Raw genomic sequence first — 11,636 nt, forward strand, 5'->3', positions numbered from 1 at the left:
GTCTAGATGCTCCGCGGCAGATTTTCCCGATGACGTCGCGCCAGACGGAGGCCACGTGTCACGAAGCGTGATCGGCAGGCGCAGAGCCTGCCGGGGCCACCCAAGGAGGTCTTAGTCGAGACTCGCGGCGAAGCCCGCGAGATAGGCCTGCAGCTGCTCGCGCACGGCGCTGTCGGTGAGGGTGCCCTGCGCATCAAAGGATTTACCCGCGCGCGACACCATCAGTTTTGCGCCAAGCCAAGGTTGCGCCCCCAATGCGCGCAGCACGGGCAGCCAATGCGTCTGCGACAGGATTGTCCCGAACCCGCCGGGCGACGCGCCGATGATCGCCACCGGCTTGCCCTTGAACGCTTTGCCGCCCTCGCCGCGTGACATCCAGTCGATGGCATTCTTGAAAACGCCCGGAATACCGCCGTTGTACTCGGGGGTGACCAGCAGCAACCCATCGGCCTCCGCCAACTGCGCCTGCAAGGTCTTCACCGCCACGGGCAGCCCCTCGCCGGCCTCTTCGTCGGCGTTGAACAGCGGCACCTCGTGGATCGAGCCGGGGAGCACCGGGCAGTCCTCGGGCGCCAGCTCCATGGCGGCGCGCAGCAAGCCGGCGTTGTAGGAGGCGGCGCGCAGGCTGCCGCTGAGGCCGAGAATTCGGGGCATGGGTCAGTCCTTCCGCTAGGTGAACCGCAGCATGGCTCGCGTCGGCGCCCCCGGCAAGACATTGATGGCGCGGAGAAAGCGACCGGTCAGTCGAACTTCCGCGAGGGCGCGAGCACCTTGGCCTCGCCGACCAGCACCGGTTGTCCGTCGACCGAGCATTTGCAGTCCAGCATGACCCTGCGTTTTGAAAAATCGATCTCGCGGACCGTGACCTCGGCGAGCACCGTGTCGCCGGGGCGGACGGGGGCGATGAACTTCAAAGTCTGGCCAAGGTAGACCGTTCCGTGGCCGGGAAGCTGCTCGCCGATCACCGCCGAGATCAGCCCTGCGGTGAGCATGCCATGGGCGATGCGCCCTTCGAAGATCGTATCCTGCGCGTAGGCGTCATCGAGGTGGACCGGGTTGTGGTCGGTCGAGATCTCGGCAAAAAGCGCGATGTCGCGGTCGGTCACCTCTTTGCGCAGGTGCCGGGACATACCCATTTCGATGTCCTCGATGCAGATCGTCCCGCGGGGCAGGTTGTCGAGCATCTTCTCCTCCATGATCTGCGGTCCGGTAATAAAAATGCGACTGAATTGGATCAGTGAGTAATTTTATTACTTCGCGACCGCAGAAAATCAAGAGGAGAATTTGTATCTTTCAGCGTAGGAAGCCAATCGAATAGGTCGGTTCCATTTGCTGGTCGGCGAGGTAGCGTTCGAGCGCCTCGGCCTCGGGCTGTTCGTCGGTCTTCGTTTCCTTGGCCGCGAGCCCGCCCGTGATGAACAGCGAGTCGATGTCCTCGCCCACCGCACCGAGGATGTCGGTGCGAATGCCGTCGCCGATGCACAGGATCGCGCTGTCGGGCACGCTGCGGTCGATCTCGGCGAGCCGGCGGCGCGCGAGGTCATAGACCGGCGGATGCGGTTTGCCGAAATAGAGGCTCTCGCCGCCCATCTCGGTGTAGAGCTGCGCCACCGCGCCGGCGCACCATTCGCGGGTCTCGCCGCGATCGACGACGATATCGGGGTTCGCGCAGAGCAGTTTCATGCCCTTTTGCTTGGCGTAAAGCAGCTGCGGGCGCAGCTCCGAGGGATCCGCATGCGGATCGAACGGGCCGCAGCAGACGATGCCTTCGGCCTCTTCCAGGGCGACGCGCTCAATCGGCAGCGGGTTCTCGAGCAGCTTGATCGGCTCGAAGAAGGGCTCATCGAAGGGCGTGCCCATGAAGTAGACTTTCTGGCCGACCTCACCGCGGAACATGGCGACGCGGGCGCTGTCGCCGGAGGTGGCGATATTGTCCCAGGCGTCCTCGGGCACGCCGAAACCCTCGAGTTGCTTGACCACCTCGTGGCGCGAGCGCGGGGCGTTGGTCAGCAGCACCACGGTGCCACCCCGGGCGCGGAAAGCGCGCAGCGCCTCGATGGCGGCGGGAAAGGCCTTCACGCCGTCATGCACGCAGCCCCAGAGGTCGACGAAGGCCGCCTCGTAATTCTGCGAGATCTCGGAAAGCGACTGGATGATGCGGGTCATGGGAAGCCTTTGTCGGACTTTGAGTGTGAGAGGTGCGCCCTTGATAGGCCAGCGCGGGCGATGAGGCCAGCGCCGCGGGGCTCAGAGATGCGGGGTGACGGTGTAGCCGAAGCTCGCGCCTTCGCCGGGAGCGAGGCTTAGCGCGCCGGGACGTTCCAAGAGCTGGGACGAGGCGCCTTGGAGCGCATGCATCCCATGCCAGGGCTCGACGCAGAGGTAGGGCGCGCCGGGCTTTTGCCAAAGCGCGAGAAAGGGCAGGTTTTCGAAGGTGAAATCGAGCCTCGGGCCGTGCTCCGCGCCGTAGGAGAGCGCCGTCCCCGCGCCCTCCGGGAAGATCATCGCGTCCGCCTCGAACTGCTCGTGGGCGAGAGTGAGCTTGCCGTTGATGAAGGGCGAGGGCAGGTGGGCGTCGCCGAGACGTCCAGCGTCGATCCGGGCCAGCGCTGGCTCGGCCTTGTCGGCGAGCGTTACCCCATGCGGCCGGCCCTCGGCGCCCGGCAGCGGCCAGGCAAAGGCGGGGTGAAAGCCAAGGCAGAAGGGCAGCGGCGCATCGCCGGTGTTGGAGACATCGGCGGAGACTTTCAGCGTGCCACCTTCGAGCGCGTGAGTCACCGCCAGCCGGAAGGAGAACGGGTATTGCGCGCGGGTCGCTTCGCTGTCGCTCAGCACATGGCGGCAGGAGGTTGCGGAGCTCTCGTCGAGCAGGAATTGGCTCTGGCGGGCAAAGCCGTGCTGGGCCATCTCCGACTCGAACGCGTCGATACGAAGCCGCCCGCCGGGCGCGGGGCCGACGATCGGAAACAGGATCGGCGCACGGCCGGACCACCACGTAGGATCGCCCTGCCAGAGCAGCTCCTTGCCGCCCTTTGCAAAGCTCTGCAGCTCGGCGCCGAGTTGCGCGACGGTGAGGGTGAGATCGGCGTCGGAGAGGGTGACGAGGTCGGTCATGGCAGGGCTCCGGGCAGGAAGGTCACGGGACAAAGGGCACGAAAAAGGGCACCCGACGGGGTGCCCTTGGGGGTCTGCGCGGCGCGGCGGCTCAGACCTTCAGGTTCGGGATGATCTGCTTCTTGCGCGACATGATGCCCGGCAGCACCACGGTGTCGCCCTCGACATTCGCGCCGAAGCTCTTTTCGGCCACCGTCTTCACCAGATCGTTCGGCACCAGCAGCGTTGCTTCTTCCTTGAGGATGTCCACCACGAAGAGCAGCACCTCGTCGACGCCATCCTCGGCGGCGACGGTCTTGAAGCTCTGCATCAGGCTGTCCTTGCGGCCAAGCGGGATCTCGGGCGCGGTGGTCTCCAGCACCGAGACACGGAACTTGGTGCCGCCGACTTCGTATTCCTTGCTGTCCATGCGGATCAGTTCGGCGTCCGAGAAGTCCGACACGTCCGATTTGGCGGCGAACATCTCGACGGCGAAGTCGGGGATCTCGACGCCGAGATCGGCCGCCAGCGTTTCGGCGACGGCGCGGTCATGCGGCGTGGTGGTCGGCGAACGGAAGGCCAGCGTGTCCGACAGGATGCAGGTCAGCGCCGCGCCCTTGATCGCTTCGGGCATCTTTACGAAATCCTTGCCCATCAGGTCGATCATGATGGTGGCGGTGCAGGCCAGCGGGCGGACGGTGATGTCGATCGGGCCCTTGGTTTCCAGCCCGCCGACCAGCTTGTGGTGGTCGATGATGGCGCGGATGTCGGCGCTGTTGATCGAGGCCGGCAGCTCGGCGGGGTTGTTGGTGTCGACGATCACCACGGGCGCATCGGCCTCGACGTCGGCGATGATCTCGGGCTTCTCGAGGCCCCAGTGCTCGAGCATGAAGGCGGCCTCGGTGTTGGGTTCCCCCAGCAGCACGGGCTTGGCGTCCACGCCCTTCACCTCGCTGAGGTACCACGACCAGATGATCGGGCTGCCGGTGGAGTCGGTGTCGGGGGACTTGTGGCCAAAAACCAGGGTGGTCATGCGGAAGAAACTCCTCGGGTTCATAGGGAGGTGCATCGGGATGCATCGCGGCTTTCGCGGGGCGTTATAGGCAGATGCCCGCGGCTTGTCACGCCGCCAAATGCCGCTGCCATCGCGGGATTTGCGCTGTCCCTGCCACGTTTCCGTTGTGTTTCTGCCCTGTTTCCGCGGTGTCATGGAACCGCGCCAGCACACCCGCGTTGAGTGCCCCATAAGGAGGAACCACGATGAGTTTCATGACCAGCCCGCGCCCGATCGACGCCGCCATGGACGTGCCGCCCGATCCGCGCCAGCCAATGACCGCCGAGCAGGAGCAGCGCCTTCGTGATCTGTCCGAACGCGCGGGCGAGACCTTTGACGCCGAGCTGACCCTCTGGCAGGCCGAGCGGCGCATCGCCGAGCTCGATGATCTTGCCGGCACCACCCCTCCGGCGTCCTGACCACGCGGCCCGATCACGGCCCTGCTCGAGAGCGGCGGGGCGGGCAGGTCTCCGCCCTTCCAAACAGAGCCGTGATGGGCTGTCCGGCGTTTTTCGTTTACCGGCATCGCAATTCCTGATACCCGGCCCCCGAGCCCGCATGGGCAGATTGTTCAACGTTGAACCATCTTCGATGGGAGGCCTACGACATGACCGATACCGCTCAGGAAAGCCTGCGTCAGGCGGCGCTTTTCTACCACGAGAACCCCAAGCCCGGTAAGCTCGAGATCCGCGCCACCAAGCCCTTGGCAAACGGACGGGATTTGAGCCGCGCCTATTCCCCCGGCGTTGCCGAGGCCTGCCTCGAGATCAAGGCGGACCCCGCCAACGCCGCGCGCTACACCTCGCGCGGCAACCTCGTCGCGGTGGTCTCGAACGGCACCGCGGTGCTCGGGCTCGGGAATATCGGCCCGCTGGCGTCGAAGCCGGTGATGGAAGGCAAGGCGGTCCTCTTCAAGAAATTCGCCAATATCGACTGCTTCGATCTCGAGCTCAACGAGCCCGACCCCGAGAAGCTGGCCGAGATCGTCTGCGCGCTCGAGCCGACCTTCGGGGCGATCAACCTTGAGGACATCAAGGCGCCCGATTGCTTCATCGTCGAGAAGATCTGCCGCGAGCGGATGAACATCCCGGTCTTCCACGACGACCAGCACGGCACAGCCATCGTGGTGGGCGCCGCGGCGACCAATGCGCTGCACGTGGCCGGCAAGTCCTTCGAGGACATCAAGATCGTCTCGACGGGCGGCGGCGCGGCGGGCATCGCCTGCCTCAACATGCTGGTCAAGCTCGGCGTCAAGCGCGAGAATATCTGGCTCTGCGACATCCACGGCCTGGTCCATGAGGGCCGTGAGGAAGACATGAACCCGCAGAAGGCCGCTTTTGCTCAGGCCACCGACAAGCGCACGCTGGACGAGGTGATCGAGGGCGCGGACCTCTTCCTCGGGCTTTCCGGCCCCGGCGTTCTGAAACCCGAGCAGGTGGCCAAGATGGCCGCGCGCCCGATCATCTTCGCGCTGGCCAACCCGACGCCCGAGATCATGCCCGACCTCGCGCGCAGCGTCGCGCCGGATGCGATCATCGCCACTGGCCGCAGCGATTTCCCGAACCAGGTCAACAACGTCCTGTGCTTCCCCTTCATCTTCCGCGGCGCGCTCGACGTCGGCGCGACCGAGATCAACGACGCCATGCAGGTCGCCTGCGTCGAGGGGATCGCGGCGCTGGCCCGCGCCACCACCTCGGCCGAGGCCGCCGCTGCCTACCATGGCGAGCAGCTGACCTTCGGCGCCGACTACCTGATCCCCAAGCCCTTCGATCCGCGTCTTTCCGCCGTGGTCTCCTCGGCCGTGGCCAAGGCGGCGATGGAGACCGGCGTGGCGCAGCGTCCGCTCGCCGATCTGAAGGCCTACAAGGACAAGCTGAACGCCAGCGTCTTCAAGTCGGCCCTGCTGATGCGGCCGGTGTTCGAGGCCGCCGCCACCGCTTCGCGCAAGATCGTCTTCGCCGAGGGCGAGGACGAGCGTGTGCTGCGCGCGGCGCAGGCTATCCTCGAAGAGACCACCGAAACGCCGATCCTCATCGGTCGCCCCGAGGTGCTGGAAATGCGCTGCGAGCGGCTCGGCCTGACGGTGCGCCCGGGCCGCGACTTCCACGTGGTGAACCCCGAGAACGACCCGCGTTACCGCGACTACTGGGAAACCTACCACGGGATCATGGCGCGGCGCGGCGTGACGCCGGATCTCGCCCGTGCGGTGATGCGCACCAACACCACCGCCATCGGCGCGGTCATGGTGCATCGTGGCGAGGCCGACGCGCTGATCTGCGGCACTTTCGGAGAGTACCGCTGGCACCTCAATTACGTCACGCAAGTGCTTGGCAGCGAACGGGCGCAGCCGCATGGCGCGCTGTCGATGATGATCCTCGAAGACGGTCCGCTGTTCATCTCGGACACGCAGATCTGGATCGAGCCGACACCCGAGCAGATCGCCCTGACCGCCATCGGCGCCGCGCGTCACGTTCGGCGCTTCGGCCTCGAGCCCAAGGTCGCGCTCTGCTCGCGCTCGCAGTTCGGCAATCAGGCCGACGGCTCCGGACCGCGTATCCGCAAGGCGCTCGAGATCCTCGACAGTGCACCGCGTGACTTCGTCTACGAGGGCGAGATGCATGTCGACAGCGCGCTCGACCCCGAGCTGCGCGCGCGGCTGCTGCCCAACGGCCGGATGCAGGGCGCGGCCAACGTGCTGGTCTTCGCCGAGGCCGACGCCGCCTCGGGCGTGCGCAACATCCTCAAGGTGAAGGCGGGCGGTCTGGAAGTCGGGCCGATCCTCATGGGCATGGGCAACCGCGCACATATCGTGACCCCCTCGATCACCGCGCGCGGGCTGCTCAACATGGCCGCCGTCGCCGGAACCCCGGTGGCGCACTACGGCTGATCCGAGCCCGGCCGCGGCGCCTTGGCGCCGCGGCCGACACTCCAGGCTCCGCCGTCATTGCGATTCTCCCGTCCGCGCTGGTCGTTCTCCATGGAACGGTTGCGCCGAATTTGCAAAAAATGGCGCGGTTTGCAGAAGAATTTGCAGGCCTCGCGGCTTTGCAAATTTTCTTCGCCGGTGCTTCGCAAAAAACAGCAAACTTCTGCGTCCTTCTGTCCCTGTGCGCGGTAACAGACTTGCCGGGTGACAGCTTCGAGCCGTATCAAAATTGCGCACCGCTGTGGAGACGGGCGCAAGGAGGAGGCACCATGGGCTATAAGGACATCTATGCCGGCTGGGCGTCGGACCCCGAGGGGTTCTGGATGCAGGCCGCCGAGGCGATCGACTGGGACAAGGCCCCCTCGAAGGCGCTCTTCGACCGGGGCGCGGGCATGTTCGAATGGTTCGCCGACGGGCTGACCAACACCTGCTGGAACGCGGTCGACCGCCATGTCGAGAACGGCCGGGGTGAGCAGGTGGCAATCATCTGGGACAGCCCGATCACCCACACCAAGCGCGAGATCACCTATGTCGAGCTGCGCAACCGCGTCGCCACCCTGGCCGGCGCGCTGCGGGCCAAGGGCGTCGAGAAGGGCGATAGGGTCATCATCTACATGCCGATGATCCCCGAGGCGCTCGAGGCGATGCTTGCCTGCGCCCGGCTCGGCGCGATCCACTCGGTGGTCTTCGGCGGCTTTGCCGCGCACGAGCTGGCGGTGCGCATCGACGACGCCAAGCCCAAGTGCATCATCGCCGCCTCCTGCGGGCTCGAGCCGAACCGCGTTGTGCATTACAAGCCGCTGCTCGACGGTGCCATCGACGCCGCCACCCACAAGCCCGACTTCTGCGTCATCTTCCAGCGCGAGCAGGAGGTTGCAACGCTGACCCCCGGCCGCGACGTGAACTGGCACGGCTTCCAATACGGCGTCGAGCCTGCCGAATGCGTCCCGGTCGAGGGCAACCACCCGGCCTATATCCTCTATACCTCCGGCACCACTGGCCAGCCCAAGGGCGTCGTGCGCCACACCGGCGGTCATCTGGTGGCGCTGAACTGGACGATGAAGAACGTCTACAACGTCGAGCCGGGCGACCGCTTCTGGGCGGCCTCTGACGTGGGCTGGGTCGTCGGTCACAGCTATATCTGCTACGGGCCGCTGATCCACGGCAACACCACCATCGTCTTCGAGGGCAAGCCCATCGGCACCCCCGACGCGGGCACCTTCTGGCGAGTGATCTCCGAGCACAGGGTGAAGAGCTTCTTCACCGCGCCCACCGCCTTCCGCGCTGTGAAGCGCGAGGATCCCAAGGGGGAGTTCGTCAAGAAATACGACCTCAGTTGCCTTCAGGCGGTCTACCTCGCCGGGGAGCGTGCCGATCCCGACACCATCCAATGGGCGCAGACCCAGCTGAACGTTCCGGTGATCGATCACTGGTGGCAGACCGAAACCGGCTTTGCCATCGCTGCCAACCCACTGGGGATCGAGCAGTTGCCGGTCAAGCTGGGCTCGCCCTCGGTGCCGATGCCGGGTTATGACGTGAGCATCCTCGACGAGGGCGGCCACGAGGTGAAGGACGGAGAGCTGGGCGCCATCGCCATCAAGCTGCCGCTGCCGCCGGGCACGCTGCCGACGCTGTGGAATGCCGAGGAGCGTTTCAAGTCCGCCTATCTCACCCATTTCCCGGGCTACTACGAGACAGGCGACGCGGGGATGAAGGATGCGGATGGCTATCTCTACATCATGTCCCGCACCGACGACGTGATCAATGTGGCGGGGCACCGGCTCTCGACCGGCGCGATGGAAGAGATTCTGTCGAACCATCCCGATGTCGCCGAATGCGCGGTGATCGGCGTGACCGATCCGCTCAAGGGCCAACTGCCCATGGGGTTCCTCTGCCTCAACGCTGGCTGCGACCGGCCGCACGACGAGGTGGTCCGCGAGGCGGTGAAGCTGGTGCGCGACCAGATCGGACCGGTCGCGGCCTTCAAGCTCTGCACGGTGGTGGACCGCCTGCCGAAGACCCGTTCGGGCAAGATCCTGCGCGCCACCATGGTCAAGATCGCCGATGGCGCCGAGTTCAAGACGCCTGCGACGATCGACGATCCCGCAATCCTAGGCGAGATCCGCGAGGCGGTGACGCCACTCGGCTACGCCAAGGCGTCGGCCTGACACGAATGACCGGGCGCCACCTCGGCGCCCCGCGCACACGCCTGTGTGACTGCACGCGTCTCTGGACGTGTTACCCTGCGGGCGTGTGCAGAGGAGGCCCCCGATGACCGAACAGACCCGCATGACCGCAAAGGACTTCAGCCCGGAGCTGCTGGAGCTCTACGACTTCTACGCCCATGGCATGATCACCAAGCGAGAGTTTCTCGATCGTGCCGGCAAGTTTGCCGTGGGCGGGCTCACGGCCGCCGCGATCCTGTCGATGATGAGCCCGAACTACGCGCTTGCCGAGCAGGTCAGTTTCAACGATCCCGACATTCTCGCCGAGTGGATCACCTATCCCTCGCCCAACGGCCACGGCGAGATGCGCGCCTATTTCGTGCGCCCCACGGGCCAAGAGACCGCGCCGGGCGTGGTGGTGGTGCACGAGAACCGCGGTCTCAACCCCTATATCCGGGACGTCGCGCGCCGCCTCGCCAAGGCCGGCTTCATTGCCATGGCGCCGGACGGGCTGACGCCCCTTGGTGGCTATCCCGGCAACGACGAGGCGGGCCGGGCACTGCAGCAGCAGGTCGATGGCGAGAAGCTGATGAACGACTTCTTTGCCGCTGTCGAATTCCTCATGGCCCATGACGCGGTGACCGGCAAGGTCGGCATCACCGGCTTCTGCTACGGTGGCGGCGTGGCCAATGCCGCGGCGGTGGCCTATCCCGAGCTGGGCGCCGCGGTGCCCTTCTACGGCCGGCAAGCTGCGGCCGAGGACGTGCCCAAGATCGAGGCGCCAATCCTGCTGCACTACGGCGCGCTCGACGAGCGGGTGAACGCCGGCTGGCCCGCCTACAAGGAGGCGCTGGAGGCCAACGGCAAGACCTTCGAGGCGTATATCTACGAGGGGGCCAACCACGGCTTCCACAACGACTCCACGCCGCGCTACGACGCCGAGGCGGCAGAGCTGGCGTGGTCGCGCACGATAGAGTGGTTCAACAAGTATCTCGGCTGAGCGGGCCGCGCGGCTCGCTATTCGGATCGGGGCAGCAGCACCCCCACGGCCAGCTCTTGGTCGCTGCCGCCGCCTTGCGCCTTGCGGTATTCCGCCGGGGTGATACCGCGCTCGGCCTTGAGGGTGCGCGACAGGTGCGGCCCGTCGCAGAAGCCGCAGGCCAGCGCCACCTCGGTCACCGAGGCATCGCTGCTGCGCAGCCGGATCAGCGCGCGCTCGAGCCGCAGCTCCATGTAGGCCTTGAGCGGGGTCTGCTTGAGATCCGCGAGGAACCGCCGTTCCAGCGTCCGGCGAGAGGTCCCGAGTTCGCGGGCGATCTCGTCGATGGGTTTCGGCAATTCGATGTGCTGCTGCATGCGCAGCACCGCGCGTTTCACCAGCTCGTCGCGGGCGCGCCGGGTGAGTGCCTGACCGGGCTGTGCCTTCTCGCCGCTCATCGCCTCGTCGATCATCATGATGTTGAGGCTCTTGACCGCCGCCGACTGGCCGATGTGGCGCTGCACGAGAAAGGCGGCGAGATGCGCAGCCCCGTGCCCGCCCGAACAGGTCAGCCGGTCACGGTCGACCACGAAAATCTGGTCTGACACCGGCGTCTCCGCCTCGAACCGGTCGACAAAATCCTGGTGGTGGAACCAGCTCACGCAGCAGCGGTAGCCCTTGAGTAGCCCCAGTTCCTGCAGGATGAAGACGCCGGTGCAGAGACCGACCACCGGGACCCCTGCCGCCGCCTGCCGCCTGAGATAGGCGAGCTCCGCCGGGCTCAGCGCCACCTCGTCGCTGATCAGCCCGCCGACCACCACCAGGTAGTCGTAGCTCCCGGCGTTGCGCAGGCGCGTGTCGGGCTGAACGCGCACCCCGCAGCTCGAGCGGACCGGTCCGAGCGTGTCCGAAAGCACAGTCCAGTCGCAGAGGATGGGGCGCGACAGGTCGGCCTCGTCGGCGGCGAGCCGCAGCACGTCGACGAAATTGGCAAAGGCCGAGAGGGTGAAGCGCCCCGCGAGAAGGAAGGCGACACGCAGGCGTTTGGTGGGCAAGGCAGACGGCATGGCGGGATTCTTCATGGGCTGGCGTAATCCTACAGAGATGCGGCGGGCAGGGGAAGATGCGCCGCGCGCCGCACGAGAGAGCGGCCTCACAGCGTCGGAAATCCGGCTCATGACGCTTCAGTTCATTTTTGGTGGCGCAATTCTTCACGTGTAAGCGACCCGGATGGCTTAGCAAGGGTCCCCAGCACTCTCCTCCAATCCGGGGCCCGCCGATGACTCGTTTCAACGCCTTTTCCCTTCTCAAGAACGCCGTGACCGGTCACAAGGACTGGACCGAGCAATGGCCGGACAGCCAGCCGAAGGCCGCGTACGACGTGGTGATCGTCGGGGCGGGGGGGCACGGTCTGGGCGC

10 protein-coding genes and 1 pseudogene are annotated in these 11,636 nt (G+C 66.2%); 5 read left to right on the forward strand and 6 right to left on the reverse strand.

Annotation, left to right across the window (positions count from 1 at the left end; translation table 11 throughout):
* Nucleotides 1-111 precede the first annotated feature (111 nt).
* The 5 genes from G0Q01_RS14690 to G0Q01_RS14710 all read right to left on the reverse strand — a co-directional run bounded on the left by G0Q01_RS14690 (nt 112) and on the right by G0Q01_RS14710 (nt 4,126).
* Nucleotides 112-654, reverse strand: coding sequence for an NADPH-dependent FMN reductase (locus G0Q01_RS14690; RefSeq protein WP_164196172.1), 543 nt, complete (start codon nt 652-654; stop codon nt 112-114).
* 86 nt (nt 655-740) lie between these two features.
* The gene (locus G0Q01_RS14695) at nt 741-1,184 is read right to left on the reverse strand and encodes a MaoC family dehydratase (protein ID WP_164196181.1); all 444 of its coding nucleotides are present in this window, start codon (nt 1,182-1,184) and stop codon (nt 741-743) included.
* Nucleotides 1,185-1,293: 109 nt separating this feature from the next.
* Nucleotides 1,294-2,166: a TIGR01459 family HAD-type hydrolase gene (locus G0Q01_RS14700; RefSeq protein ID WP_164196173.1), complete on the reverse strand. Its 873-nt coding sequence runs from the start codon at nt 2,164-2,166 to the stop codon at nt 1,294-1,296.
* Nucleotides 2,167-2,247: 81 nt separating this feature from the next.
* Nucleotides 2,248-3,114 carry an aldose 1-epimerase family protein gene (locus G0Q01_RS14705; protein WP_164196174.1) on the reverse strand — a complete coding sequence of 289 codons (867 nt, stop codon included), beginning with the start codon at nt 3,112-3,114 and terminating at the stop codon, nt 2,248-2,250.
* Between the two features lie 91 nt (nt 3,115-3,205).
* Nucleotides 3,206-4,126 carry a manganese-dependent inorganic pyrophosphatase gene (locus G0Q01_RS14710; RefSeq protein WP_164196175.1) on the reverse strand — a complete coding sequence of 307 codons (921 nt, stop codon included), beginning with the start codon at nt 4,124-4,126 and terminating at the stop codon, nt 3,206-3,208.
* Nucleotides 4,127-4,353: 227 nt separating this feature from the next.
* Here G0Q01_RS14710 and G0Q01_RS14715 point away from each other — a divergent pair, with 227 nt between their 5' ends.
* The 4 genes from G0Q01_RS14715 (at nt 4,354) to yghX (ending at nt 10,238) form a co-directional block, all read left to right on the forward strand.
* A complete protein-coding gene (locus G0Q01_RS14715) occupies nt 4,354-4,566 on the forward strand; it encodes a DUF3072 domain-containing protein (RefSeq protein ID WP_108969235.1) in 213 nt (70 codons plus the stop codon).
* A gap of 188 nt (nt 4,567-4,754) precedes the next feature.
* On the forward strand, nt 4,755-7,034 hold the full coding sequence (locus tag G0Q01_RS14720; protein ID WP_164196176.1) for an NADP-dependent malic enzyme: 2,280 nt from the start codon (nt 4,755-4,757) through the stop codon (nt 7,032-7,034).
* 308 nt (nt 7,035-7,342) lie between these two features.
* The gene (gene prpE, locus G0Q01_RS14725; RefSeq protein WP_164196177.1) at nt 7,343-9,241 is read left to right on the forward strand and encodes a propionate-CoA ligase PrpE; all 1,899 of its coding nucleotides are present in this window, start codon (nt 7,343-7,345) and stop codon (nt 9,239-9,241) included.
* Between the two features lie 103 nt (nt 9,242-9,344).
* A complete protein-coding gene (yghX, locus tag G0Q01_RS14730) occupies nt 9,345-10,238 on the forward strand; it encodes a YghX family hydrolase (protein WP_164196178.1) in 894 nt (297 codons plus the stop codon).
* A gap of 17 nt (nt 10,239-10,255) precedes the next feature.
* On the opposite strand, the gene G0Q01_RS14735 is transcribed toward yghX, so the two are convergent.
* Nucleotides 10,256-11,299 carry a GlxA family transcriptional regulator gene (locus G0Q01_RS14735; RefSeq protein ID WP_235940158.1) on the reverse strand — a complete coding sequence of 348 codons (1,044 nt, stop codon included), beginning with the start codon at nt 11,297-11,299 and terminating at the stop codon, nt 10,256-10,258.
* A 197-nt stretch (nt 11,300-11,496) separates the two neighbouring features.
* Between G0Q01_RS14735 and G0Q01_RS14740 the strand changes: the two are divergent.
* Nucleotides 11,497-11,636: pseudogene (locus G0Q01_RS14740) on the forward strand (sarcosine oxidase subunit beta); the annotation flags it as partial.

Source organism: Salipiger sp. PrR007 (assembly GCF_010499845.1).
Taxonomy (GTDB): domain Bacteria; phylum Pseudomonadota; class Alphaproteobacteria; order Rhodobacterales; family Rhodobacteraceae; genus Salipiger; species Salipiger pacificus_A.